24 protein-coding genes and 1 pseudogene are annotated in these 26227 nt (G+C 57.0%); 10 read left to right on the top strand and 15 right to left on the bottom strand.

The genetic code is table 11. From position 1 onward, the window contains the following. Position 1 precedes the first annotated feature (1 nt). The 4 genes and pseudogenes from KHO30_RS15400 to KHO30_RS15390 all read left to right on the top strand — a co-directional run bounded on the left by KHO30_RS15400 (position 2) and on the right by KHO30_RS15390 (position 3614). Positions 2–568, top strand: a complete 567-nt coding sequence (locus KHO30_RS15400; protein WP_211701478.1) for a hypothetical protein — start codon at positions 2–4, stop codon at positions 566–568. Positions 569–757: 189 nt separating this feature from the next. Next, entirely contained in the window at positions 758–1690 is a 933-nt protein-coding gene (locus tag KHO30_RS15395) for a LysR family transcriptional regulator (protein ID WP_244864045.1), read from the top strand. Between the two features lie 233 nt (positions 1691–1923). Further along, positions 1924–2091: pseudogene (locus KHO30_RS39270) on the top strand (MarR family transcriptional regulator); the annotation flags it as partial. Positions 2092–2339: 248 nt separating this feature from the next. Further along, positions 2340–3614, top strand: coding sequence for an MFS transporter (locus tag KHO30_RS15390; RefSeq protein ID WP_211701476.1), 1275 nt, complete (start codon positions 2340–2342; stop codon positions 3612–3614). A 269-nt stretch (positions 3615–3883) separates the two neighbouring features. Here KHO30_RS15390 and KHO30_RS15385 read toward each other — a convergent pair whose 3' ends face one another. The 3 genes from KHO30_RS15385 to KHO30_RS15375 form a co-directional block, all read right to left on the bottom strand. After that, on the bottom strand, positions 3884–4408 hold the full coding sequence (locus tag KHO30_RS15385; protein WP_211701475.1) for a GlcG/HbpS family heme-binding protein: 525 nt from the start codon (positions 4406–4408) through the stop codon (positions 3884–3886). 458 nt (positions 4409–4866) lie between these two features. Continuing rightward, entirely contained in the window at positions 4867–5166 is a 300-nt protein-coding gene (locus KHO30_RS15380) for a DUF1330 domain-containing protein (protein ID WP_342345967.1), read from the bottom strand. A 139-nt stretch (positions 5167–5305) separates the two neighbouring features. Next, positions 5306–6160 (bottom strand): enoyl-CoA hydratase/isomerase family protein, encoded by an 855-nt coding sequence (locus KHO30_RS15375; protein WP_211701831.1) that lies wholly within the window; start codon positions 6158–6160, stop codon positions 5306–5308. Positions 6161–6810: 650 nt separating this feature from the next. On the opposite strand from KHO30_RS15375, the gene KHO30_RS15370 reads away from it, so the two are divergent. From KHO30_RS15370 to KHO30_RS15360, 3 genes are all read left to right on the top strand, one after another. Then, a complete protein-coding gene (locus KHO30_RS15370; protein WP_211701474.1) occupies positions 6811–7359 on the top strand; it encodes a VOC family protein in 549 nt (182 codons plus the stop codon). Positions 7360–7797: 438 nt separating this feature from the next. Beyond that, complete coding sequence (locus tag KHO30_RS15365) at positions 7798–9123, top strand: epoxide hydrolase family protein (protein ID WP_211701473.1); 1326 nt, start codon at positions 7798–7800, stop codon at positions 9121–9123. Positions 9124–9304: 181 nt separating this feature from the next. Further along, positions 9305–10348, top strand: a complete 1044-nt coding sequence (locus KHO30_RS15360; protein WP_211701472.1) for an alpha/beta fold hydrolase — start codon at positions 9305–9307, stop codon at positions 10346–10348. 264 nt (positions 10349–10612) lie between these two features. On the opposite strand, the gene KHO30_RS39265 is transcribed toward KHO30_RS15360, so the two are convergent. Beyond that, on the bottom strand, positions 10613–10924 hold the full coding sequence (locus KHO30_RS39265; protein WP_244864044.1) for a beta/alpha barrel domain-containing protein: 312 nt from the start codon (positions 10922–10924) through the stop codon (positions 10613–10615). A 268-nt stretch (positions 10925–11192) separates the two neighbouring features. Here KHO30_RS39265 and KHO30_RS15350 point away from each other — a divergent pair, with 268 nt between their 5' ends. Next, positions 11193–12119 (top strand): LysR family transcriptional regulator, encoded by a 927-nt coding sequence (locus KHO30_RS15350; RefSeq protein ID WP_342345962.1) that lies wholly within the window; start codon positions 11193–11195, stop codon positions 12117–12119. A gap of 532 nt (positions 12120–12651) precedes the next feature. On the opposite strand, the gene KHO30_RS15345 is transcribed toward KHO30_RS15350, so the two are convergent. Next, the gene (locus KHO30_RS15345; RefSeq protein ID WP_244864042.1) at positions 12652–12858 is read right to left on the bottom strand and encodes a DUF3563 family protein; all 207 of its coding nucleotides are present in this window, start codon (positions 12856–12858) and stop codon (positions 12652–12654) included. 172 nt (positions 12859–13030) lie between these two features. Between KHO30_RS15345 and KHO30_RS39740 the strand changes: the two genes are divergently transcribed. Beyond that, positions 13031–13093, top strand: coding sequence for a hypothetical protein (locus KHO30_RS39740; protein WP_244864085.1), 63 nt, complete (start codon positions 13031–13033; stop codon positions 13091–13093). Between the two features lie 466 nt (positions 13094–13559). On the opposite strand, the gene KHO30_RS15335 is transcribed toward KHO30_RS39740, so the two are convergent. From KHO30_RS15335 to KHO30_RS15310, 6 genes are all read right to left on the bottom strand, one after another. Continuing rightward, positions 13560–14390 carry an alpha/beta fold hydrolase gene (locus tag KHO30_RS15335; RefSeq protein ID WP_211701828.1) on the bottom strand — a complete coding sequence of 277 codons (831 nt, stop codon included), beginning with the start codon at positions 14388–14390 and terminating at the stop codon, positions 13560–13562. A 10-nt stretch (positions 14391–14400) separates the two neighbouring features. After that, a complete protein-coding gene (locus KHO30_RS15330; RefSeq protein ID WP_211701471.1) occupies positions 14401–14847 on the bottom strand; it encodes an ester cyclase in 447 nt (148 codons plus the stop codon). Positions 14848–15353: 506 nt separating this feature from the next. Continuing rightward, the gene (locus tag KHO30_RS15325) at positions 15354–16211 is read right to left on the bottom strand and encodes an enoyl-CoA hydratase/isomerase family protein (RefSeq protein ID WP_211701470.1); all 858 of its coding nucleotides are present in this window, start codon (positions 16209–16211) and stop codon (positions 15354–15356) included. 58 nt (positions 16212–16269) lie between these two features. Beyond that, positions 16270–16947, bottom strand: coding sequence for a type 1 glutamine amidotransferase domain-containing protein (locus KHO30_RS15320; protein ID WP_211701469.1), 678 nt, complete (start codon positions 16945–16947; stop codon positions 16270–16272). A 471-nt stretch (positions 16948–17418) separates the two neighbouring features. Further along, positions 17419–18873, bottom strand: coding sequence for a mechanosensitive ion channel family protein (locus KHO30_RS15315; protein WP_211701468.1), 1455 nt, complete (start codon positions 18871–18873; stop codon positions 17419–17421). A gap of 110 nt (positions 18874–18983) precedes the next feature. After that, the gene (locus tag KHO30_RS15310; RefSeq protein ID WP_244864041.1) at positions 18984–19487 is read right to left on the bottom strand and encodes a GlcG/HbpS family heme-binding protein; all 504 of its coding nucleotides are present in this window, start codon (positions 19485–19487) and stop codon (positions 18984–18986) included. Between the two features lie 390 nt (positions 19488–19877). Between KHO30_RS15310 and KHO30_RS15305 the strand changes: the two genes are divergently transcribed. After that, positions 19878–20315, top strand: coding sequence for a cupin domain-containing protein (locus KHO30_RS15305; RefSeq protein ID WP_211701467.1), 438 nt, complete (start codon positions 19878–19880; stop codon positions 20313–20315). A 309-nt stretch (positions 20316–20624) separates the two neighbouring features. Here KHO30_RS15305 and KHO30_RS15300 read toward each other — a convergent pair whose 3' ends face one another. The 4 genes from KHO30_RS15300 to KHO30_RS15285 form a co-directional block, all read right to left on the bottom strand. Continuing rightward, positions 20625–21671 carry a zinc-dependent alcohol dehydrogenase family protein gene (locus tag KHO30_RS15300; RefSeq protein ID WP_211701466.1) on the bottom strand — a complete coding sequence of 349 codons (1047 nt, stop codon included), beginning with the start codon at positions 21669–21671 and terminating at the stop codon, positions 20625–20627. 129 nt (positions 21672–21800) lie between these two features. Beyond that, the gene (locus KHO30_RS15295) at positions 21801–23540 is read right to left on the bottom strand and encodes an FAD-dependent oxidoreductase (RefSeq protein ID WP_211701465.1); all 1740 of its coding nucleotides are present in this window, start codon (positions 23538–23540) and stop codon (positions 21801–21803) included. A 222-nt stretch (positions 23541–23762) separates the two neighbouring features. Further along, positions 23763–24440, bottom strand: a complete 678-nt coding sequence (locus tag KHO30_RS15290; protein ID WP_211701464.1) for a type 1 glutamine amidotransferase domain-containing protein — start codon at positions 24438–24440, stop codon at positions 23763–23765. Between the two features lie 639 nt (positions 24441–25079). Next, the gene (locus KHO30_RS15285; RefSeq protein WP_211701463.1) at positions 25080–25904 is read right to left on the bottom strand and encodes an alpha/beta fold hydrolase; all 825 of its coding nucleotides are present in this window, start codon (positions 25902–25904) and stop codon (positions 25080–25082) included. Positions 25905–26227: the final 323 nt, after the last annotated feature.

Raw genomic sequence — 26227 nt, 5'->3', positions numbered from 1 at the left:
TATGAGCGACATCGAACACGTTCGGTTTCCACCCATCTTTTTCCCAATACAAGGTCAAGACGGATCATTATCGCGAGGTATACAGACGCGCCTTGTCGAAAGCGATCCCACCTTTATCCACGCTGTGGAGTGCAATGAAACGTTTTGGGCCGCGTTCGAAAGTTGTCTCATTTGTCTTGCGGACTGGAATGTCGATTTCGGCGGCCCTGTTTTCTTTCCGTCGAAGCATTACGGAAATCGTCATATAACCGACCTCGCTCTGTCGGTGACGATGCAGGCAGATTCTCCTTACCCGGTCGCCGCAACTGGATATGCATACAGCTCGGAACACGAGCTGCTCGGTACGCTGGATCTACGCTATTTCGGGCGGAACATGCCTAGAACGTTGGTATTTGATCTCTCAAAGTACCGTTTTCCAGCGTCGACACAATTTATGATTGCCTTTCAGGTGAGCGGAGGTGGGGGCGCACGTATTCCTTGTCCGCCGCTCATCACTAGCGTCGCTTTGAACGTCGGAGTTTCCGCAGATATAAGCTTGTGTAAATGCGAACAGGAAGTTCTCGTCTGAAGGTCTCGTCGAGAAGCAATGGTCAGCTCCTAAGAGAGAATTCCTGAACGTAGTTCGCCTTATGATTGGCAGACATATTGCGTTCGGCGGCGCTGCAGTGTCCTCAGATATCGCGTTACAATCGATGCCTGAATATGAACGATCAATGAATTATGGTGGGGTAAGACTTTAGTGGACAGCCTTAGCGCATTGAGTGCTTTCGTGCATGCGGCGGAAACAGGGAGTTTTACCCTTGCCGCGCGTAAGCTCGGCCTCTCATCCTCTGCCATCGGAAAAGCTATCGCACGGCTTGAGGACCGTATGTCGGTACGCCTATTTCATCGCAGTACTCGCAATGTCGCTTTGACTCAGGAAGGCGAGCTTCTCCTGGAAAGCTGCCGGAAGATTGTCGTCGAACTGGAGTCGATCGAACTCAAGTTTGCACAGAGAGGGCGAGAGCCGAGCGGTAGGCTGAAAGTAAGTATGTCTTTGCCAGGCACGCCGTTTGTTCCCCTTCTTAAATACTTCATGAACCGGTTTCCGGAGATCGAGTTGGACCTCGATTTCAACGACTGCGTCGTGGACATAATCGAGGGCGGTTACGATGTCGTCATACGAGCGGGGCAAGGCGCCGACTCAAGATTGGTTTCGAAGTATTTGGGATCGTATAGGCTCATCGTAGTTGGAAAGCCGTCCTATTTCGCGGTTGCGGGGGTGCCGGAAAAACCGGCAGATTTGCTTGATCACGTATGCATGCATTATAAATGTCCCTCAACCGGTAAGCTCCAAACCTGGCCTCTCATCGCGGGGTCGGGCGAGTTTGGAGTGCCCGTTGCAGCAGTGGCAAGCAAACTGGAGGCGCTGATCCAGTTTGTCGAATGCGGGGCCGGCATATCGTGCTTGCCGGACTTCGCGGTTCGGCGTCAGATCGCCGACGGATCTTTGGTGAAAGTTCTGGATAACTTCATGGTTCACTCTGAAGAGGTCCGGGCGGTATGGCCGTCGAGCCGCCATCTCGCACCTAAAGTGAGAGCGTTTGTCGACTTCATGGCTCAGCATCTCTTTGGCGTCGTAGAGAGTGACGGCGAAGGCGGAGTCTCGGCGAAGAGCGCAATGGACCTTGAGTCATTGACCACCCTGTAAGTAGCGGTATGGATCTCACTGCACTCTGACTTCTGGCGAAAGAAAAAAGGGGTGGACGACTCCCATCGAGTTAGAACACCTGACGATATCGCATAGGTGATCTGGCTCTCGACTCCGGCGTGTACGCCGATGGCTTCGACCTTGACATGTCGGGTCGAGTCAGAGACGTGTGCGCTGTGATGTCTCAATTGGGCGCGGGTTTCAGGCCGCGGCTCAGATGAACACTAGCACCAGTGCGGACCCAGCATACATCAACTGGTCTGAACTTTTTGTGCTTCGCCGTGTACTGCGCCGATCTTGCTTTTGGAAAGCCGTACAAGTCGATCCTTGAGGAGTTAGGGATGACTTATACGCAATACATCAAGATTATCGCGCTGTGGCAAAAAGACAATCAGACGGTTTTCCGCCCTTGCACTGCACGAGCGAGGTCGACGTCGCAAACATCATTGATTCCGCTTTCGATGGAATTAATCGGATCGTTCTCTTCGATTTCGGGCTGCCCCCAGCTGGCAGGCGGTACCTGTCGGCGATTAATTTATTGCTTCATCAGTCAAGATACATTTTCCGTGGTGTAAATAAACTCGCCTCATTTTCGCTAAGTGTGCGATCTATAATAAGTTCCGACTTAAATCAAGTAGGTAGGCACGAAATGGAAAACAGCACCAACGCATTCCCTGGATCAGGGCAGGGCGCGGAAAGAGCAACATATGCCGCGCGCAACGCGCAGTATTGGCGAAGGAATCTTGCCATCTGTGTATTCGGGTCATTCACGACGCTGGTGAGCCTGAGCATGCTACTTCCATTTCTTCCTCTCTATGTTCAACAGCTCGGCGTAACTTCGACCGCTGCCGTTGTGCAGTGGTCAGGGGTGGCGTTCGGCGTAACTTTCCTGGGAACCGCTGTCACTGCTCCAATCTGGGGCCAGTTAGCCGACCGGTATGGACGGAAGCCAATGCTTATTCGTGCCGCAGTCGGTATGGCAGTTGTGATGTCAACTATAGGTTTGGCACATAACGTGTATGAGCTCGTAGCGCTGAGATTTGCGGCCGGGCTGATCGGAGGATACGCGTCGGCCGCTATCGTGATGATTGGCACTCAGGTGCCACCCGAGCGTGCGGGGTGGGCGCTTGGTGTGCTCTCCACGGGCGTGCTTGCTGGAAACCTGGTAGGGCCGCTGATTGGCGGCGTGCTGCCAAACCTGATCGGCATTCGGGGATCTTTTTTCGCCGGTGGTGGCATGATCGCCCTCGCCGCCGTGCTGACGATAACCCTTGTTCGGGAAGATTTTAGCAAACGGCCCGAAACGAAAACGAAGCAGGTGCAATCGAGCGCGCAGAATACGAATCACAATTACGCAGTGCTTGCGGCGCTGCTGATTACGGCAATGATGGTACTGCTTTCGAATATGTCGATTGAGCCAATCATTACAGTCTACATCGCGCAGTTGGGCGTCGCGCATAACAGGCTCGCGACGGTCGCCGGCATCGTGATGGCGTGTTCCGCGTTTGGCAGCATGATCATGGCTGCCCGCCTTGGCGCACTAGCGGACCGCATAGGTGGATGGAATGTGATTATTGGCTGTCTTGTCGCCACCGCTGTAGTGATGATTCCGCAAGCCTTTGTCAAAGAATGGTGGCAGTTAGCAGCGCTGCGCGGACTGATGGGAATGACACTTGCGGGCTTGTTGCCGTCGATCGCAAAACTTGTCCGCGGTACGGTGAACGAGCAGAAATCCGGGAAAATGCTGGGTTATCTGCAGTCCGCTCAATACGCGGGCCAGGTCATCGGTCCGCTTATCGGTGGTGTGATCGGCGTTCATTTTGGAATGCGATATGTGTTCTTCGTAACTGGTGCGCTACTCATTGCTTGTGCCATTCTCGGCAGATGGGCACAGCAGAAGCCAGCATCAACGGCGACACTGTAGTTCTTCTGGAAGCAACTCCGTCATGCGCGATCGCGCACTAGTAGGGCGACTCTCCAGGTTGGCTGTCTTGAAAAGTGTGCTGCGCCTTTTACGTATCGCGTGATCAATGATGGTGAAATCTGGCAGAGCGATCATGCCGTTCTGCCAGATTTTATTTCTAACCAGCTTGCCGCGGTGTCGTCGCGAACCATCACGTCCGGCAGCACGAAAATGCTGCTACTGGACACACACTACTTTGAGCAGGGGGAGATGGCAAGAGTGGCTGTTGCCTATTTTACGCGCAGACGCTCGGACACTTTGGCGACGCCGGCTTCCGCGCAGATTTCGTCTTTATCCCCACCGGGTGCCCCACCAATTCCCAGCGCACCGACCATTTCTCCATTTATCTTGAATGCCACTGCACCAGGAAGCGCCATGACATTGTGTACGGTTGCAAGCTGGGGTGCGAATGGGCTTGTTTTCATCAGCTCGAAAAATCCGCTCGACCTGTCAAATCCAAATTCCGGTCCCAGTGTCACGACCGTGAAGGCTTTGCGGAAGCTGGATTCGCCAGTATGCACCGTGCTCCGATCGCCGCGCAGGACGACCTGTGGTATGCCATCCATATCGACTACGGTAGCCGTCACCCAAAAATGCTTCGCCTCACAAACCCGGATGGCTTCTTTGGCAGCGTCGAGTGCTACCTCGAGCGGGAGCGAGTAGTGGGCCATGGGCGGTTGCGGCTCCTGTGCGTGTGCAACCGCGGACGTCGCAGAGGCGATACAGAGTGATGCCGAGATAAGTGAGGATTTCATGAGTACTCCGTGTGGTGCTGCAAGAGAGCCGCGAATTTGCCAAAATAACAATGACGGAAAAGCGAGTGAGCCTTGTGCGTCTCAGGTTGCGTGTGTCAGGCCGGCCGCCGCCTGGCATCGTCACTTTAATCTCGAGCATTGGCGGCGCAAACTGACATGGTGGAAAATGATTTGTTCCGAGCTTGCAAAAGCGACTCGGGTCACCGACGTTTGAAGATAGTTTGCGCGAATCGCGCTCGCGATGGTGCGCGATCCCTAGTCAGATTTTTCTCACCTAGCCGTGCACTCAACGAAACCCATCCATGGGTTCGCCGTCTCGCGAATGACGGAGGGGGAGCGTTGGACCTCATTCGGCCCCTGCCGGAAAGAACGGCGAATAGTGCGAGGGGTTTGCTGTTTTGACTCAGTCAGCGACGCGACGACGGAGATGGATGCGAGCGCACCGTTGCAAAGCGGTGCTATTCCGAGCCTTGGACGATCCGGAAATCTCGCTCCACGGCGTTATCGAGAACCTTCAACGCAGCCTGATACTCTTCGCTTTCGAACGTGGACATTGCTTGCTGAAGACCGTCGAATTCCGTCAGAACGGTGCGTTCAACCACGCCTGCCCCGTGAGCAAATGCTGCCACGCCGCGAGCCAGAATGCGGCCGCCGCCATTTGCAATGGCCGACGTGGCCAATTTCGAATACTCGGCAAGTTTCTCCGGCTCCATCACCTTGCGATATGACACTACCCAATAAGCTTTTGCCATCATCATCCTCACGGTCGTACTGAGCATTCCTTTAAAACGAAGGCTTCTGTACTGAATTCTATAGAATGAAGTGCTCTCACAAAGCTCAATACAGTAAGATTTTTATCCTGTTTTGCAATGACGTGCGGTGACCGTGTCTGCCGTTCTATTTATCCGACCGATTGACTATGCCCGTGTATCTGGCCAGATCCGTTTCCACGTCGAGATTTTTTTGCAGCCCGAGTTCCATCAATTTCTTGATATTGCGCTGTGCCGCCGGACGCTGAACCGAGGTGATGAACGCAGTCCATTCCGCACCGAGTTCCTGGTCGGAAGGTAGAGTGGAAGCATTGACCAAGTGCTTGATATCGGCAAGGGACTGTTTGTCGAAGGAAGCAATCCGGCGCGCCAACTTGTCCACGAACTTGTCCAGTAGAGCATCCGGCAGGGCGCGATTGACATAGCCGTAGCGCTCGGCAACGTCACCGTTAATGTCATTGCCGCCTAGCAGAATTTCCAGGGCGCGGCCTCGGCCCATTAGGCGCGGAAGTCGTGACATCGGGCCGCCACCCGGCGTAAAGCCGGCGCCAATTTCGAACTGCGACAGCTCCGCTTTTTCGCGGCTCGCAAAACGCATGTCGCACGCGAGAGCGAGTTCACTGCCGACGCCAGTAGCGCGGCCGCGTATCATGGCAATCGTCACTACGGAAGAGCGGCTCAAGCGGACAAGCATGTCGGGCAGGGGCGGCAGGCCGGTAGGGCCGGCGGGCAAGCTCGTAGTAGCTTCGAGTGGCGGGGCGAAATCGTAGTGAGTTAGAAAAAATCCGGGTACCGCACTGTCGAATACGACTACCTTCAGGTGGGGATCGCTCTCTATCTGCGTGATGACGCTATTGAGCATCGGGATGGATTCCGGGCCGAAGATATTAAACGGGGGATGGTCAATAGTAACGCGCCAGTATTCCGGGCTAACGCGTGTAATTTTGAACTCCTGATTCGCACTTGTTCCCGATTGCACCATTTGACCAATGGCAGCGCCCGTCGGTTGGCCCGCAGCATTAGAAATGACGCAGGCAAGGAACCCGAAGGCCGTCAGCATTGCCATTAGCCGCACTGGTTTCATGATGGGTTCTCCCAGTCAATAGCAAGCCAATATGATCTAGATTTTGCGAATCCATTTGGAACGAAAAATTGGGTCCCGACAGGATCGTCCGGCCGACATGGCGCCCCTCAGCAAGAGGCAATGGTCGGCATCCGGCTCACGCTCTGCATGAAGACTACACATCATTACCTGGCCCGTCGACAACACGTTGGTATTAAGTATTAGATCATTGGTATTGGCTATAAACGGGTTCAGAAGGAGCTTGCCGATTGCCATTCTTCGGCAGCCACTTCTTTTCAACTCACCGGCCAGGCCGATCGACGCTTGTTGTGCGAGGAGTGAAATCAGCCCGGGTTGGCGTCATCTCGATCACGTCACGCAAACGTCAAGGTTTGCAAAAAACCACGAGTGCAATAGCGGCTACCCTGCTGTGTTGATATAGGCATCAATCTGAAAGATTGTGTCTTCGCGCGTTGTATTGCCACATCGTGTTTTCGCCTATTGTGTGCTTTGAGATCCCCGACGCAGTGGACGGGAAACCGACAGTCAACGCCTCTAAGGAGTCAGGCATGAGCAACATTCCAGTTGAGACCTCGGGAGCGGGCACGTTTGACATGAAGCTCGAGATCGTCGTGATCCCTGTCACGGACGTCGATCGCGCCAAGCGCTTCTATAGCGAGTTGGGTTGGCGGCTTGATATCGACTTCAATCCAGGAGACGACTACCGCGTGATCCAGTTCACGCCGCCCGGCTCCGGGTGCTCGGTCATGTTCGGCAAGAACATAACGCGGGCCGCGCCCGGTTCAGTCCAGGGGCTCTACCTTATCGTCTCTGACATTGAGGCAGCCCGCAACGATCTGGTTCGTCGTGGCGTCGAGATTAGCGAGCCATTCCATGACACGGGTGGTGTATTCCATCATGCTGACGGCAAATCCGTAGTTAACGGCCTGAATCCGCTACGACAAAGTTATGCGTCGTACGCTTCGTTCAGCGATCCGGACGGCAATGGTTGGCTGCTGCAGGAGATTACCGTGCGACTGTCCGGTGATATCGAACTTGGCGACCCCAGGTTCACCAGCGAGGTCTTGAAGGCAATTCACCCGGCAAAGCCGGGGTAGCCGTCGCCGGAATGTTTCTGTTCGGGAAGTCGCGAGCGGGCAAACTTTCACTGCGTCGACCAAGCGGCGAAATTACGTACTTAGAGTCCAATAGGTTTTCAATACATCATCGCGATGCGATCGCTTTTGTCGCGGCGACGCGAATGACGGAAACTAGCGTGCACCGTGAATAGATGGCGCGCCTTCCAGAAGGTGCAAGGCCTGCCCGGCAGCGCAGTGACCGGCACGAGCCTGGCGTCTTGGAGCAGCACTTGACGTGAGGGGGATAGCGAAATCTGTCAAGTATGAGAATAGCCAAGACCGATATATATGTTTCTGAATCCGTATATAAAAGTTTAAATTTTTTCATCGGCACGGGTGTTGTGCTAGCAGGAGAAGTTACGAAAGGTTTTCGCGCACATAAATTGTTCCAACCTATCGTTGATAACAGGAATCTGTATGCCTAAAGATGTTCCTTCCAAAACCGCAGCGCGCCGTCGTTTTCTTGGTGTGGCAGCGGCCACCGCCGTTGCGGTTTCATTCAGTCGAACCGCTTCCGCGGAAGCGAATCAAGCCAGTACTGAAATCGCGCAATCAAGCGGCGGTGAAAAGACCGCCATTCGGCGACTTCGCATTGACGCGCCGGAAGCGCAACTCATCGATTTGAAAAGGCGCATCAAGGCAACGAGGTGGCCTGAGCGGGAAACGGTAACCGACGCGTCGCAAGGCGTGCAGCTCGCGACCGTACAGAAACTCGCACGTTATTGGGCGACCGGTTACAACTGGCGCAAAGTTGAAGCACGACTGAATGCGCTGCCGCAATTCGTCACCGAGATCGACGGGCTCGACATTCATTTCATCCACGTTCGTTCGAAAAATGAGAATGCGTTGCCGATGATCGTCACGCATGGGTGGCCCGGTTCGATCATCGAGCAGTTGAAGATCATAGGCCCGTTGACCAATCCGGCGGCCCATGGCGGAAATGCATCGGACGCTTTCGACGTCGTGATTCCGTCGCTGCCGGGCTACGGGTTCTCGGGCAAACCGACATCGACCGGCTGGGATCCTCAGCGCATCGCACGCGCTTGGGTTGTGCTGATGGAGCGCCTTGGATACACGCGATACGTCGCGCAAGGCGGCGATTGGGGGAATGCTGTTACGGAGCAGATGGCCCTGCTGGCGCCACCGGGATTGCTGGGCATCCACACCAACATGCCGGCTACGGTACCGGACGACATCGCACAGGCACTCAAACTGGGCGAGCCGGCGCCAGCGGGCCTCTCACCGGACGAGAAGCACGCCTTCGATCAACTCGACTATTTCTATAAGCACGGCCTTGGCTATGCATTGGAAATGGCGAACCGACCGCAGACGCTGTACGGGATTGAAGATTCACCTGTCGGCCTCGCCGCGTGGATGCTGGACCACGACGCCGCCAGCCAGGCACTGATTGCCCGGGTGTTTGACGGGCAGGCCGAAGGGATTTCGCGCGACGACGTCCTCGACAACGTCACGTTATATTGGCTCACGAACACGGCAGTCTCTTCGGCACGTCTGTATTGGGAAAACAAGCTCAACTTCTTTGCTCCCAAGCACGTGGCAATCCCGGTTGCCGTCAGTGTCTTTCCAGATGAGATTTACGCCGCCCCGCAAAGCTGGGCGGAAAAAGCTTATCCAAAGCTGATTCACTATAATCGCCTCCCCAAGGGCGGGCACTTTGCGGCCTGGGAACAGCCGCAGGAGTTCACGGAAGAAGTTCGCGTGAGCTTCCGACAACTGCGCTAAACGCAAAGAGGTGAGTGATGCCGTCGTGGGTCGCCTACAGTCTGACGCACTGAGACCGGGCTCAGACCCAACAGCTCACGTGCCTATGCAGCACTCTTGGCTGACGCCAGCACTCCGGGCAAAGCGCGGCAACGCGTGTAGCCAGTTGCGCTTGTGTGGCTATTTTTGAGGAGAATCAGCGATGCCGGACCAGATCAATACTCGACGTCGTCGTCTGCTTGAGACGACAGTTGCTGGTATCAGTTTGATGGAGCTGGGGTTGAGCGGATTTGCGCAGGCGCAGTCGAGCGGCACGTCACCCAATACGAAAGCGGCAACACGTGTCGTTTCGTTCGACACCATTCGGCAGGTCGACATCGGAACGCTCAACATGGGTTATGCAGAAGCGGGGCCGCGGAACGGACCGGTTGTGATCCTGCTGCACGGCTGGCCCTACGATATCTATAGCTTTGCCGAAGTCATGCCGTTGCTTGCGGCCGCCGGTTATCGGGTCATCGCGCCGTATCTGCGGGGCTATGGTTCGACACGGTTCCTGTCGGCGGATACACCTCGCAACGGTCAGCAGGCTGTGATTGCCGTCGACATCATCGCGCTGATGGACGCATTGAAAATCGACAAGGCGGTCTTTGGTGGCTTCGACTGGGGTGCGCGCACGGTGGATATCATTGCGGCACTATGGCCGGAGCGATGCAAGGCGATAGTGTCTGTCAGCGGTTATCTGATCGGCAGCCAGGAGGCGAACAGGACGCCGTTGCTGCCGAAGGCGGAACTGGCGTGGTGGTATCAGTTCTATTTCGCCACGGAGCGTGGCTATGCGGGGTATGAAGCCAACCGTCACGACTTCAACAAGCTGATCTGGCATACCGCGTCGCCGAAATGGAATTTCGACGACGCGACGTTCGACCGTTCGGCGGAGTCGTTCAACAATCCGGATCATGTTGCGGTGGTGATTCACAACTACCGCTGGCGCTTGGGCCTGGTCAAGGGCGAACCGCAATACGACGAGCTCGAAGCGCGCCTCGCGAACGCGCCGACCATTTCTGTTCCGACGATCACCATGGAGGGCGACGGCAACGGGGCGCCGCATCCTGAGCCGGCTGTGTATGCGAAGAAGTTTGCCGGCAAGTATGCGCACCGGAACATCGGTGGCGGCATCGGACATAACCTACCGCAAGAAGCGCCAAAGGCATTTGCCGATGCTGTAGTCGATGTCACCCGTCTTTAACCGGCCGGAAGCACTCAGACGAAAGCAAATCGGCGGCGGTCCTTGGGTGGGCGAGGGTACAGGATCCATACCGATATGACTGCGGCGCTGGCGGTGCCCTTATCCCGTCGCACGGACGCTTCGCTAGCCGGAGACCATCGTGCGCAAAGACTGATTACCGACAACCTGACCGAACAGAGCGCAAGCCATCGACAAATGCCCGTGGCGAAGAACATACCGTGCAGGTAGGCCGGTCGCTGCGACGCCTGTCAGTACGCGTCGGCTTTAGACAGCTTCATCGAGCAACCGGTGGTCATTGCCGTCGGTTTCGTAATCTGTGTCGATCGTTTCCGGAACGACCGCATTGAGCGACGAACCGCGTCGAAGGTGTCCCGCCAGATCGGGGTTGGCGATAAAAGGGCGCCCAAACGCCGCCGCGTCCGGCTCGCCACGTTCGATGGCCAGTTCCGCACTCTCTTTGGCCAGCCTTCGTTGAGAATGTAGGCATCCGTTTAAGATGCGCCGCGCGTCACGGCCAATGTGATCGTCACCGCGATCCAGCGCCTCGCGCGCAAAAATGAAAGCGATGTTTCGCACGTTGAGTTGCTTGGTGACATACGTGAACAGGCCGCGCGATTCTCGATCGAACCGCCGTAATGGTCGGTCCGCGGGTTCGGTCCGTCATGCAGAACTGATCGAAGGGTAGCCATTTGCTGCGTGAAGCTCGACGCCATCAAAGCCGGTGCGTTTTGCGTGTGCGGCGTCGACCCGGAAATCCTCGACGATGCCGGGAATTTTTCGGTCTGCAGCGTGCGCGGTACGGTGCTTATCGTTTGCTATCTAATACGTTAGCCATTTTGTTCAATTGACCAATTTCGAGGTACCCACTTTGGACGTCGGGCGACTGCGAGCGCTGCTGGAACTGGAGAGGTGCGGCACGATGGCGGCAGCCGCAGAGGCTCTATTTCTGACGCCCTCGGCGGTTTCACAGCAGATCGCACAATTGGAAGATGAGGCGGGCGTTAAGCTTACGGAGCGCATCGGCCGCAGGGTCAGGCTTACCGCCGCCGGCCATGCATTGGTGAGATACGCCGAACGGGTGATGACTGTGCTGGACGAGGCCCGCTCGGAACTGGCAGAGCTACGACGTGTGATAGCAGGAGAGTTGCGCGTGGCCGCGTTTCAGTCGATCGCTGCAGTTGTACTCCCGGACACGGTCAAGGAATTGCGGGACGCGTATCCGCGCCTCGAGATCAAAATTGAAGAATTGGAGCCGATTGACGGAGTTGCCGCATTGCGGTCGTGGCGAGCGGATATCGGCTTGATTGACGATCTTTCACTCGTTGCCGGCGACAATCGGGAAAAGATCGAGGTCGTGCCACTGGCAGAAGATGTGCTGTACGTGGCAGTCGCGACTGACCATCCGCTGAGCAAAAGGTCGTCGCTGAGCGTGGCCGACCTTCGGCACGAAACATGGGCGATCGAATCGACGTGGAGTACCTTCGGAGCTTCCATCATCGATTTATGCCACCGTGCCGGATACGAGCCACGGACAAACGCGAAATGCCGTGGAGCGGAGATGATCGAAGCGATGGTGGCTTCTGGCTGCTCGGTGTCGATCATTCCCGGCCTAAGGGTACTGCGCTCGCCGGCCGGCGTGACATGGGTCAAGCTGACGCCGGAGGTTCGCCGCAAAATCTACGTCGCTTATCGCCGCGGCGAGCGTAACCACCCAGCGGTCAATGTGTTCGTCGACGAAATCGTCCGGACCGCATCGAGACTCCTCGGTTAGCTGAATCGATGTCCTGAAGCATGCACCGAACGTAATGGGCAGCACCTTATTGCTACGTGATGCCATCGCGGCCACGGATCTGCCGGAAGGCGTCTTGGAGGTTTTGAATGTAACCCCCCGCCATCATCGCGGCCCCCCGCATCGCGGATCGTGGCAGTTGCGGAGATTGAAGTTCGAACCCGTCGCGTCGCTCACCATTGCTCGGGATGCGGAACGTGCCGTGGAGCTCGACAACGGCAGCGAGTTCGGACACCGATGGAGCCATCCGGAGCGCAGACATATCTTTATCGTAGAAAAATGCGTTCTATCACAAGAGTTATGGATGCCACCAGGGCGACTCTTGTTACGCCCGCCTCGAATTGGTGGCGTTTCGGTTTAGTGAACGCACATAGCTTTCCCTCGCGATAAACATAGAAGTTTGCTATATGTTCCGTCCCGGCGTGGACCCGATAGGATCGAATAGGGTGGACACATGCAGGATGCTCATTTCGGTGTTGAAGGTGGGTCGTATGACCGGAAAACTTAGCCTCCATCAATCGGATCTTTCCATTGAGCGCATGCGGCGTTCGAGTTCGGCCAGGTCTCGCGCGCTCGCAAGGTACGCATCATTGCGACGTTGCTCGGCGTTTTCGAACCAGCCGAGAATCCGTGTGAGAAGGAAGCCAAACATAATAATCTCCAAGTAGTTGCTCGCAAGCGAGGCAGATGACCGGATGTGACGGTAAAACTCGTCTTCCACCTACTCTCCGGTGCCGTCCTGCGATGCAATCCTAGGCAGCAATTATGCTTAAGTATACTTATCGTTTGTTATCTAATATGTTAGCCATTTTGTTCAATTGACCAATTGCGAGGTAGGTACTTTGGAAATCGGGCGACTGCGGGCGCTCCTGGAGTTGGCGAGGTCTGGCACGGTGGCGGCTGCCGCTCTGGTTCTATTCCTGACGCCCTCGGTGGTTTCACAGCAGATCGCATAACTGCAAGATGGGGCGGGCGTAAGCTTACGGAACGCATCGGCCACAGGGTCAGGCTGACCCCCGCTGGCCACGCACAGGTGGGATATTCGTCGAGGCAATCATGCCACCGTTTGCCGGGCAAACAAGCTAACCATCGAGAGACTAGGCGACGAAGAAGGCCCCCGTGCCGGTACGATAAACATAACGACGGCAACGTTCGCTATCACTGTTGTGACCTTCGCTCACGCCGAGCGTGCCCAGCACGGCGTCGTAGAATCGAGTTGCTTTTCGAGGTTGTTGGAACCAACCACTACGTGATTGAACATTGCTTGCATCTTCCTTCTGGCAGGTGAACTATCATCCAAAGCGATGCTCTGACGGACATACGTCCCCAACGTAGCGCGTTTTCACGAACGCGGTGCGAGTGGTCCGGAACCCAGTGAGCACCGCGAATCGAACGAGAAGACCGTTATTCGGTTGCCTGCATTTAGTGCTGTATTTCCTGAAGGAACGCGAGAAGATCCCGGTTCACCTCATTGCGATCCGTGATTCCTATGGCGTGACCGCTCCCCGCGTATTCGATGTAGCGGGACGTTGGAATCATCCTTGCTGCAACGTGCGCCGTGATCTTAGGCGGTACGTTGACATCGGCGCTGCCGTGCATGATGAGTGTGGGCACCGTCATCGCGCTCATGTCCGCGCGGAAGTCCGTATCCGACCAGGCACGCGCGCAGGCCACAGTCGCCCGCAACGATGCCTGACCGGCGACAATCAGGTACCAGTCGAGTACACCGCGCGACACCTCCCGATCAGGCGAACTGCCGTTGAAAAAGCCATTACGAAAGTCTGAGAGAAAGCCAGCACGATCGTTCTCGATTCCCTTTATCAAACCGTCAAAAACGGACTGATCGATGCCATCCGGATAGTCGTCCTTCTTCTTCAGCAAAGGCGTGACAGCCGATATCAAAACGGCCTGGGCTACCCGCGCAGCACCATAGCGCGACAGGTATCGCGCGACCTCACCGCCGCCCATTGAAAAGCCGACCAGCGTCGCAGCATGAAGGTCAAGATGCGTCATCAACGCGTGGAGATCGTCGGTGAGCGTATCGTAGTCGTAACCGGACCAAGGTTGATCGGAGCGGCCGAATCCGCGACGGTCGTAGGTAATGACACGATAGCCGTTCGCCGCGAGATAGGTGGATTGCGGCTCCCAGAAATCCGCGTTGAGCGGCCAGCCGTGTATCAATACGACTGGTCTTCCCGTACCCCAATCGTTATAGAACAGCGATACGTCGTCCGCTGTTTTAAAAAATGACATGGTGTCCCCCTTATTGTCGCGCAACCGAGAACGGGTCATACATGTGCGACTCGCCTTGCAGATCGCGGAACATCTCGAAGGCTGAGCGCTCCACCCAGTTCCGTACGAAGCGTCCTTGCGGGCCGACATGCCAGATCGCATTGCCGGTGAATTCGATCGGGCGTTGGTCCGCGGGAAAGCCCAACAGGCCATTGTTCAGGCCGGTAATCTTGAAGCGTGCGGACACTAGCGTGCCGTCCGCGGACTGGAATGTATGGACAATGTCGAACTTAAGTTCGCTTATTTGCGCCTGGAATTCCCGGATCCATCGCTTGAATGCGGCGCGACCCATGATGTCTCGCCCACCGGTTGTGAGAACAAAATCGTCTGCGACAAACTTGTCGACTGCGTCGACGTTATCGGGCGTTTGCCAGACTTCCTTCCAGAAAGTCTCCATGAGTTCGACAGAACTTTGCATTGCTATCTCCGCTTGTTGCTGACGGCACTATGCCGACATCGCATTAGGTCAATCGAGGAAGTATATGGTGCGAACGCTGGCGGGAATGTTCATGTTCAGGCAACTTATATTTCTCTTTGAGTAAACAAAGCGATGTTGAGACTTCGCAGATTGCTCTCGATGATGTAGCACCCGGCGAGTGCATTCAATAAGCACATTTCAGGAAACCTTGAATCTGCGCTACCACGCCCGCTCCCTCTGCCGTAGCGTCGCACCCTGCCGAGTTCAGTCTCCATGAGGACCGGACATCTGAGGGTAGCGAGGATCGTCGTGCACGAACGGGTCGCCGGGGACCGGGTCGTCGTCGGCGCTCCGCGCCCCTCCTGCCGGCTGCGGGGACGGCTTGGCGCCGTCCGGTATTGACTCGTTGCTCATCGCTCATTCTCCTCCTGCGGCTTCGCATGAATCTGGCGCCAGGGTGGGGTTGTCAGAGCAGAGGCATAAACGTGCGCTTTACAAAACTCGGCTCACTGCTTCGGGTTGGGGGCCGCAGAAGCAAGCTGGCCAATGTAGTACCCGAGCCGATTTTCGACATCCCCCGGCTTGTGAAACCCGCGCGCGAGCAGAGCTTTAATATTCTCCTGCGCAGCGGACCGCCCGAGCGACGCCATGCAAGCGTCCCACCCGGCGCCGAGCTCGACGTCCGGCGGCAGGCTGGTGTTGACGAGGCGTTTGGTGTTGGCTATGGCCCATTTGTCAAACCCGGCAATCCGCGTTGCCAGCGCGTCCACGAATGCATCTAGCTCGGCATCGGGCAGTGCGCGGTTCACGTAGCCGTAGGCCTCGGCCTGATCGCCACGGATGTCTTCCGAACTCAGGAGCACCTCCAGAGCACGGCTACGGCCAATGAGCTGGGGCAGCCGGGCCATCGGGCCGCCACCGGCGACCATCCCCACACCCACCTCCCATTGCGAGATGATGGCTTTCTCCCGACTGGCGAAACTCATGTCGCAGGCGAGTGTGATCTCGCTGCCATTGCCGGTCGCCCGCCCGCGAATAAGTGCGATGGAGACAACCGGCACGCGTGTCAGTCGCACGAGGAAGTCCGGCCACTGCGGCAAGCCTGTGGGGCCCGGCGGCATGGCGGTCAGGTCCTCGAGCCCGGCGTCAAAGTCTGCGTGATTCAGAAAGTAGTTGTCCACCGCGCTGTCGAAGACCACAACCCTGACCTGCTCGTCGGCCTCGAGCGCGTTGATGAGTTCGTGGAACTGGCCGACCATTGGCGGGCCCATAACGTTGATCGGTGGGTTGTCGATCGTGACACGCCAATAGGTCGGGGACTTTTGGACAATTTTGATCTGTACTCGATTCGTCGACGGGTTCATCGTTAGCTCCTATTTCCGGAATTCGTGCACAGGCTTTATTGCCCGCGCTGGATTGGAACTACGCCTGGAGAACCTTGAGCAGTTCCCTGGCAGTCGGACCAGATGAGGCCGGGTTCTGGCCGGTGATCAACCGCCCGTCGACAATGGTGAGCACGGCCCAGTTCTCCACCTTTTCAAAGTGGCCGCCTAGACGTTTAAGCTCATCCTCGACGAGAAAGGGCATGACCTTCGTGAGGCCGACAGCCTCTTCTTCATCATTGGTAAAGCAGGTGACGCGCTTTCCCTTGACGAGAGGCTGTCCCTCGTAGGTCGCCTTGAGCAGCACACAAGGGCCATGACAGACGGCGGCGACCGGTTTGCCCGAGTTGTAGAAATCCTCGATCAGGGCGATCGAGTTCCTGTCATTGGTCAGATCCCACATCGGGCCGTGACCACCGGCATAGAAGATCGTGTCGTAGTCCGCCGCCTCGACGTCGGCGAGCTTGACGCTATTGGCCAACACCTTCTGGGTCGCAGGATCTTTCTTGAAGCGCAGCATCGTGTCGGTCTGATTGTCCGGATCGTCGCTTCTGGGATCGATCGGTGGATGTCCACCCTTGGGCGAGGTCACGGTGACCTCTGCACCGGCATCCGTGAACGCATAGTAGGGGGCGGTGAACTCTTCAAGCCAGAAGCCGGTCGGCTTGCCGGTATCTCCAAGCACATTGTGCGAAGTCAAAACCAACAGGATCTTCATTGCCAATCTCCATTCATTGACACATTTGCCCAAACGGGACATCACCGGCACGAATGCTCGAAGTGGAAGTAGTTACCAAGACCAGATCTTTTTGATTCTTGCATTGACAGGAAATCGACTTGCGCGGGCCTGCAGGACAGGAGGACTCAGAGCACGAGGAGGAGACCCTCCTCGGGCTTCCTGTCATCGGCACTTGCGATAACTGTTGTTCATTTTCTTCCAGATGACGGGCCGCGCCATCACACCTTGGTATTGTCCTAACCATGCGAGCGTATGCGCGGGGCTCGGCGCCCTGTCTGACAACACCTTTGCTCAACGCTGAAGAGCTACCATTTTTTGTTCTGGAATCAATGCGGAGGATTGTGTCGTCACGTGATGTATTTTCACGTTGCGTTTTCATATGTAGTGAAAGTGATTTTCAGTACAACACCTGATTAGGCACCGCGGCGGTACAACGCAAACCGAGATGTCTCATGTCAGCGAGTGGAGTTTTCGCATTTGGTCGAGCAGCCATTGAAACATGGAGTGTTCAGAAGTAGGGATCTGCTGGACCCCGGAAGTCCGTTCGCCCAACGTCGCATCCTGGCGCGACAACATTCGGCACATTCGTTTTGCGACCTCGGGGTTGTTCTGGAGGATTGGCGTAAGGTCGTCTTTTTGAAGTTGATATGCGGCACATCTTGTGAGGGCGGTAATCTGGACTGTTGTCGACAGGCCCGCGAGCAGTCCGGCTTCGCCAACGGCGTCACCGGGGCCGAGACGTGCCACTTCGACGTGGCCGGAGGTATCGTCAGCTGTCACAGAAAGCACGCCAGAGTCGACGATGCTCAATGTATTTGGCACGGTATCCGGAGTCATGAGTGCTTGCCCACGGTCGAGCTCGCGCCGTGTGAGCCGCTCTGCCAGTTGCTTGATTTCATTGTCTTCAAGCGCGGTGAAAAGGTCGACGTTGCGAAGGAGCCGTTCCCTGGAATCAATCGAATTAGGGGGCGACCCCGTCACACCTAGCGGATGCAGGTCGATACCTGCTGCGGCTAGATGCCGATGGCAAAGGTCGTAAAGATCGTTAGAGACCGGGCGTTTCCGTTCGATATCGTCGACATAGACCATTACTTCATACTGAATCGAATTAACACCTGTCTTTTTGACCTGAGCGTAAGCGGCCGGTGTCTGCAAAATGAAGCGCGTTGCGGCCAGCGCGTTGTCGAGTGCTGCGAGAACAATTCTAGGGCGCTCTTCAGGCGATATCTCCAGCAGGACACTGACGGCGTACGACGAGGGTGGCCGGCTTTGGTTCAAGATTATTGTCTTTGCGGCCAGGGCGTTTGGCACGATGACCACATTGCCTTGTGCCGTCAAAAGATGTGTCGCCCGCCAGTTCATCTCAAGTACTTTGCCTTCGTCACCGTCGATAGCGATCCAGTCGCCTATCTGATATGGCTCAGTCGTATTAATGACAATGCCGGCAAAGACGTCACTCAATGTGCTCTGGATTGCAAGGCCGAGAACGATAGCCAACGCCCCTGAAGTCGCGACCACACCCCGTATCGGTAGGTCCAATACGAAGGCGAGGGCTGCGACAACCGCGGTGAGAAAAACCACCGCTCCGAACACGTCCTGAAAGAGACGCTGTTTCCGCCACCGTTTCGGTAGCAGGACTGCGTCGAGCGTAAGTGACAACAGGCGCGCCCCATTGAGCCACCAGATTATCTCAAGAACCTGTTCCGTGACATGCTGAGCGGATGAAGGCACATCCGGTGCCTGCGCAACGGGGCTAAGGCCCGCATTGAAGAGCACGAAGGTCAGCAGAGCGAAAGTAGACAATCGAATGGCGAGGCGGGCGTTTTCGTTCTCGGGAAACCCGAATCGCCAAAGTAGTGTGTCGAGTATTACGAGCGTGTACCCCGCGATTAATGAATGGCTCATAGTTTCCGTGTTCCTTTCATTCGCGAAAGTGGACGATATATCTCAACCGTGATCGGCTCCGCGAGAGGGCGCCGTGTGCCAGGTCGCATGCATTGCACCGGAGTTGTTGTTCAGCCCTCGATCGCAGCCAACGCAGCCTCTGCAACTGCGATGTCCTGCTCGACGGTCCCTGCGCTCGTTCCGACCGCACCGACAATGTTGCCGTTGATGACGATCGGGATGCCGCCGCCGAAGATGACGACCTGACCGACACCACTTTCCTGGATGCCGAAGAGCGGCATGCCCGCCTGAGCGAGCTCGGCCAGATCTGCGGTGGTTTTTTCAAAAATTCTTGCCGTCACTGCCTTATTGATGGCGAGGGAGATACTGCCGATGAGCGCGCCGTCCTGGCGCAAGAAAGCGACCAGATGTCCACCAGCGTCGACCACAGCGATGTTGTAGGCGATTCCTAGGCTCGCAGCCTTTGCCTCCGCGGCGAACAGCATCCGCTTGGCGTCTTCGAGCGTAACAGTGTCGTATCTTCTTGGCATGTCGTCCTCGACATAGTAGACGGTTCGCGCCGATTTTGTTTCGGGAAGGCAGCCGCCTTGTCGCTCACAACTTCCGCGACGCACGTACTGGAGCCTGCTCGATTATCTCCACTTCGAAGCCGACGAACCCGCAGGCTTTCGCGTAAAACCAAGCTACCACTTTCGTCATGAACGAGCAAATGACGAGAGTCTGGAAGTTCTCGGCACCGGGGCGTCCCGCTACTTCCGGAAACTGATGGTCTGGAGTGAATTGTGGCGTGTCAGGAATAACTCTTTTTACGGGGCGATATTTGCGTAACCGGAGCGAGAATCTACAGTGCTTGATGATAAGAGCACTGTAGTTGCCGTCGAAGGAGTTTTTTTGAGAGGCCTTTACGGATGTAGCGCCTGAACCGGAATGTTGCTTCGGCGGGTCAGGCGGATTCTCGGAGTAAAAGCCTCATTGTTTATCTGGACTGTCAATGGAGCATTGCAATGGTTCGTACACATCAACCGGGCGAGTCCACCTTCAAAACCATTCTGTCTGAGGACATTGAGTGGAAGTCGTTTCCCGCCTTTCCACCTTCGGCCCGTCTCGCCGTCCTCATCGGCGAACCCTCGGAGGCCGGCCCATATGTGATCCGCGTGAAAGTGCCCGGGGGTGTCAAGCTGATGCCCCACAAGCACCCGGAGGACCGCATCTACACGGTGATGTCGGGCGTGTTTTATATCGGGCTCGGCGAGCAATTCGACGGGAGCAAGGTCGAGGCGTATCCACCGGGCAGTGTCATTGTTCTACCCGGGGAGACGTGGCACTTTCACTGGGCCAAATCCGGCGAGTACGTCACGCAGGTCATGGCGATTGGGCCGCTCGGCCTCGATTATCACGATTCTGCCCACGATCCACGCAACCAGGCGGCGAGCGGAGCCTGAACTTCGCCGGAGTTACGGTTTCTGTCGGATCGGCGACGCGATCAGACTCGTTTCACGCGCGTTTTTACACACCCTCGGCCATGAGGAGCCGCTCGACAACACCACCGCGTGGACAATCTTGCGACTGCTTTACTTTGTGAGCGGCCCGTGAAGCCTGTTATGCCGCTTCGAAGCGGCTTTCCAGCGTCGCTATTCGCGCACGCCTCGGCCCCGCAAAACTGATCATATGGTCTGATTTAATTGCACGATCAAGATCTCCAGTCCCGATAGCAGGCGTAGCCGGGGCTGCCTGTCCGGGCCGCTTTTCATCTACCCGCCCTGGTTCGAGATGACAACTTTCAAGGCCCGCGAATGCGCCGCATCGGAGAACGTGGCGTAGGCATCCATAATCTGGTCCAGCGTGAAGCGGTGCGTGACCAGCTTCTTCGGTTCAAGGCGTTTCGACTCCACGGTTGAAAGCAGCATGGGCGTGGTGTACGTATTGACCAGGCCGGTTGTCAGCGTGATGTTGTGCGACCAGAGCCGCTCCAGGTGCAGGTCTACCTTGGTGCCATGAACGCCTATGTTCGCTATCGTTCCGCCCGCGCCGACAATGGACTCGCAGATGGCAAATGTCGCCGGAAGACCGACTGCCTCGATGGACACATCCACACCGCGGTTGACTGTCAGCGCCAAGACCTGTTCGACGGAACCTCCTGCGCCGCTGTTGACGAGGTCTGTCGCGCCGAACTGCTTCGCGACCTCCAGCCGGTTGTCGTCGAGATCGATGACGATGATCTGGGCGGGCGCGTAGAACTGAGCAGTCATCAGTGCGGCAAGACCGACTGGCCCCGCCCCCACGATGGCAACGCTCTGACCCGGCTTGAGCTTGCCATTGAGTATCCCGCATTCAAAGCCCGTCGGCAGGATATCGCTGAGCATCACGAGCGCCTCCTCATCGGCGCCGGCGGGCATGTGATAAAGGCTTGAGTCGGCATGTGGGATGAGGACCTTCTCGGCCTGCGTACCGTCAATGAGATGCCCAAGAAGCCACCCGCCTGTCGTGCAATGCGAATACATCTGCCGTCGGCAGAATTCACACTTTCCGCAAGAGCTGATGCATGAGATCAGTACCAAGTCGCCAACCATGAAGTTGGACACGGCGTTGCCGACGGCTTCGATGACGCCGACGCCCTCATGACCCAGCGTCGTGCCAGGTCGGACCTTCGGGACGTCACCTTTCAGAATGTGCAGGTCTGTGCCACAGATCGTCGTCTTCGTGATGCGCACAATCGCATCCGTCGGCTTCGCGATTGTCGGTTCCGGCTTGTTTTCGAGCGCCTTCTGGCCCGGACCATGGAATACCAATGCTTTCATGACTTCCTCCGTTGCCAGTTTAGGACGCTTGACGTATCACCGCGAACCGCGCACCTCTTGTGAGCGCAGCTGCGGCGAAGCTCCGACTGAAGCTTTGGCTCTGTCCCAACAAGGTGCATTCGCGCGGCTCTAGCTGTGCGACGCGGCAAGGTAACTATGAATCTGATACACCACAGCCGCGCCTTCACCTACGGCGGCCGCGACACGCTTGGTCGATCCTGAGCGAACGTCACCGATTGCGAACACGCCCTCGACGCTCGTCCGCAATGGTGACGCCGCAAGGCCCGCTTCGGGAAGGTCGGTGCCCGTCAAGACGAACCCCTTGTCGTCCAACGACACCCCGCATGTCTTCAACCAGCTTGAATTCGGTTCTGCGCCCACGAACACGAACAGATGATGTGCTGTGATCGTCCCCTCGATGCCGCCCGCACCGCAGAAACGCACGCGCTCGAGGCGTTCGCCTCCTTCAAGCGCTGTCAGTTCAGTGCGCCTATGAACCGTCACGTTCTCCAGCGCGGCAACACGCTCGATCAGATAGCGCGACATACTCTTTTCGAGGCTCGAGCCGCGGATAAACATATGGACGTGCTCCGCGTGCGATGCGAGAAACACGACGGCCTGTCCCGCGGAGTTGCCACCGCCCACGAGCAGCACCGGTTCTTTGCGGCACAGCTTCGCCTCGATCGGCGAGGCCCAGGAATAGACGCCTCGGGATTCGAAACGCGCGAGCCCTTCGACACCGAGGCGCCGGTACTCCGCTCCGCTCGCGATCACGACGGTACGGGCGGTGATGCGCCGCGCGTCGGCAAGCTCCAGGACGAGTGGGTGCCGGTCGCAGTACAGCCTCTTGATTTCACATGGAATACCGACATGCGCGCCGAACTTTTGCGCCTGGGCGAACGCGCGGCTCGCCAGCGCATGTCCGGAGATTCCGGTGGGAAACCCCAGGTAATTTTCGATGCGCGAACTCGTACCTGCCTGACCGCCAGGCGCCCGGCCGTCGAAAGCCGCCACCGATAGTCCTTCGGATGCGGCATAGACAGCCGTCGCGAGCCCCGCCGGTCCGGCGCCGACGATCGCCACATCGTAGACGTGAGTTGGATCGAACTCGGGAACGAGTCCCAGGCATGACGCCAGTTGGCCCTCGTCGGGGTTTCTCAGCATCGTGCCGTTGGGGCACAGCACGAGCGGGAAATCGTCGGGTTGCGTCGTCAGCCGCTTGAGCAGTGCGATGGCTTCGGCATCGCTGTCCGCATCGATCGTCGTCTGCGGATAGCCATTGCGGAGAAGAAAATCCTGCAAGGCGACGAGCCGCGCGTTACCGGGCGGTCCGACGAAAACGACGCCTTGCCCGCGCTCGATGATCAAGGCACGCCTCAGGATCAACGCACGCATGATTTTTTCGCCGAGTTCGGCTTCGCTCATCATCATCGCGGTGAGTCCGTCGGGCCGCAGCAACAGCGCTTCGACATCCTCTACGATGTGCGCATCGACCAAGGCGGGCTTGCGTGAGAGCTGTGCGACATCGGAGGTGAACTCGCCATACCCCGTATGGGTCCGCACCACGCGCTCGCGGCCCAGTCCGTCGCGTCCAACGATGCGAACCTTACCTGAAAGCAGGACGAACACGCCCGGGCTGATGCTTCCGGCGCGATAGAGCAATTCGCCCACGGCGTAGTGGCAACGACTACCAAAACGCCGCAGCCTGTCGACCTCGACCTGGGTCAGGACCGGATACATCTGCTGGAAACGCGGATGGTCGCGCACACTCGGATCGTCGGTCAGGTCGCCCTCCTGCGCGTCCTCCTGCGCGTCGTCTAGTGGCTCGCAGACGAACGTGCTGCCCGGCGATACTGACTCGTTGTCCATTTGGGATTTACCTCGCAACACCCTACGCTCATGGGTCACTGCACGGGAGCCGTGGACGCCGGCTTCGTCACGGCATCGGCCATCAATTTGCGCTCATAGCTGCCATGATCACAACGCAGCTATCGGTGCACACTTCCGCGCGATTCCCAGCATCAACGAAGTCTTGGCCGATGCGGGTCGCCCTGCGCGTGAGGCAGGCAAGGTGATATTCGCGCAGCGGCCTCATAAGAGCATGACTTTGAGCAGTTCCCTGGCAGTCGGACCAGATGAGGCCGGGTTCTGGCCGGTGATCAACCGCCCGTCGACAATGGTGAGCACGGCCCAGTTCTCCACCTTTTCAAAGTGGCCGCCCAGACGTTTAAGCTCATCCTCGACGAGAAAGGGCATGACCTTCGTGAGGCCGACAGCCTCTTCTTCATCATTGGTAAAGCAGGTGACGCGCTTTCCCTTGACGAGAGGCTGTCCCTCGTAGGTCGCCTTGAGCAGCACACAAGGGCCATGACAGACGGCGGCGACCGGTTTGCCCGAGTTGTAGAAATCCTCGATCAGGGCGATCGAGTTCCTGTCATTGGTCAGATCCCACATCGGGCCGTGACCACCGGCATAGAAGATCGTGTCGTAGTCCGCCGCCTTGACGTCGGCGAGCTTGACGCTATTGGCCAACACCTTCTGGGTCGCAGGATCTTTCTTGAAGCGCAGCATCGTGTCGGTCTGATTGTCCGGATCGTCGCTTCTGGGATCGATCGGTGGATGTCCACCCTTGGGCGAGGTCACGGTGACCTCTGCACCGGCATCCGTGAACGCATAGTAGGGGGCGGTGAACTCTTCAAGCCAGAAGCCGGTCGGCTTGCCGGTATCTCCAAGCACATTGTGCGAAGTCAAAACCAACAGGATCTTCATTGCCAATCTCCATTCGTTGAGGTAAATCCATAAACGCGGCATCGCCGGCGGAGTGCTCGAAGTGACAATCGTTGCCCGGCTCGGATGTTCGTTATCCTCACGTTGCCGGGAAATAGGTCCGCGCGGGTTGCAGCACGGGATCACCGGGTCACCGTGATCACCAGATCACGATAGCGAGGACGCTTTGAATGACACTTTCGGAAGACCGCCGATTGCCGGCACTTGTAATGCGCTTGTATTTAACACCGTTGCTCGGGGCATGCACCATCGGTCCGTGGTATCGCCGGATCATGCGATGGTATGAGTAGGCTTCGCCATTCGCTTTAGGCTTCTCAGAGGAAGCTGCCGCTGGTGCGGTTCTCGCTTCGCTACTGCGCTGTCCGTTATCACCTTTTCGTTCGCTATCTATTTGATCGACGGTGGCCTCGCTGCGGTTTGAGACAATTGAGCCGCCCCGATACCGGGGCCTCGGGCGTTGGTGTCAACGATTACATCCTCAATCCGCGCACGTACCCCTATCGCAAGACGGAAGCACGCCAACGTGAGCGTTCCGACCATGGTTTGGACGTCAGATACGGTGATAAATATAACGCTAGCCGGCGATTTAACTAGCTGTCGGCCATATGGCGGCCGCGTTCATCAAGCACGCGTCAACACGCGCTCGCCGAGCCATCTGCGCAAAGTGCCCGTTACGAAGGACGAATTTTCGAGGTTCGATATATGGCCTGCTCCGGGCACAAGAATGTGTTCACAGCCGATTACGTCTGCCATTCTGACCATTTCCGCGGGCGTACGAACGGAATCGAGCTCGCCGCACATCAGGAGCGTATTCCTACCGTTCATAGCTGCCAATCGCGCAACCGAATCCGGCCGCCCAAAGATGATCCGCCCCAGCGGGATAATCGACTGCTGCAACTGTGAAGCAGACATGGATGCCAGCGCGTTTCGAAACAATGCTGGAACCTCGCTGTCTAGCTCCCCATCGGGCTTGAAAAACAATGGCACGATGGCGTCGAGCATTGGAGGCGGTATCTTGCCCAGCGTCTCGATTGTGTCAAGCATCTGGAAATAGCGTCCGCGAGTCACGTCAGGTTCAGCGCCCAGATCGGTGTCCATCATGACAAGAGCGCGAACACGCTCGGGCTCGCGCAATGCAAGTTCGGCACCCCACATGCCGCCTGCAGATAAACCCACCACTGCGCACTGCTCGATACCGAGGGCATCGAGCAGCATATTCGCATGAGAAGCGAGATCGCCAAGGGTACGCGTGTTAGCGGGCAGCCTTCCCGACTGTCCGTGTCCCCAGAGGTCCGGCGCGATAATCTGGTAATGGCGGGACAACTCATTTATTTGAGGCGCCCACATCGACGAGTCCCACAAGTAGCTATGCCCCAGCAGCACGGGAAATCCGGTGCCTCGCACTTGGTAATGCAGCGACTGACCTTCTATCGTGACAAACGGCATTTCGTATTATCCAGGTGTACTCATGTATAAAAAAGATGAACGACGCCAACCGTATCCACCTGCCGTCACCTATGAAACCCCAACCGACAAGGGGCGCGAGTCACGGCAGCGTTAGCCAGGACAGACTGCGCAAGGAAATCCATCGGCGACGCAAGTTCGCCTCAACGGCTTTATTTCCTCAATGTCAAAAGTTGGAGTCAATGTTGCGTATCCTGCAATATCTGTTCCACCGAAAATATCGGATTGACTCCTTCGTTCAACGCGATTGACCGTCGACGTTCGCACATGGATACCAACTCGTTCGTTATGCGCCAACGACTGGG

It is taken from the genome of Paraburkholderia aspalathi (assembly GCF_905220735.1).
GTDB classification, from domain to species: Bacteria; Pseudomonadota; Gammaproteobacteria; order Burkholderiales; family Burkholderiaceae; genus Paraburkholderia; species Paraburkholderia aspalathi.
The sequence above is the reverse complement of the archived record's forward strand: the minus strand, read 5'-3'. Positions and strand labels throughout refer to the sequence as shown.